Source organism: Bacillus cereus group sp. BfR-BA-01524 (assembly GCF_022662595.1).
Classification (GTDB): domain Bacteria; phylum Bacillota; class Bacilli; order Bacillales; family Bacillaceae_G; genus Bacillus_A; species Bacillus_A thuringiensis_S.
Window position 1 is genome coordinate 1 of sequence record NZ_JAKUDW010000440.1, and the last position, 227, is coordinate 227.

Sequence of the window (227 nt, forward strand, 5' to 3'; positions counted from 1 at the left end):
TAGCTGGAAGTTGTTGATTATTAGAAGAACCTTGTCCTTGTTCTGGTAAATTAGGTTTTTCTACTCCCTCACCTGGTTTTTCTGTTCCTTCACCAGGCTTTCCTGTTCCTTCACCTGGTTTTCCTGTTCCTTTATCTGGTTTTCCTGTTCCTTCACCTGGTTTTCCTGTTCCTTCACCTGGTTTTCCTGTTCCTTTATCTGGTTTTCCTGTTCCTTCATCAGGCTTC

Annotated in this window: 1 protein-coding gene; it reads right to left on the reverse strand. The window is 42.7% G+C overall.

Annotated elements, in window-relative coordinates; genetic code table 11:
• Positions 1 to 227 (reverse strand): hypothetical protein (locus MR170_RS31790; protein ID WP_242310773.1); only part of this gene is annotated, 227 nt, incomplete at both ends.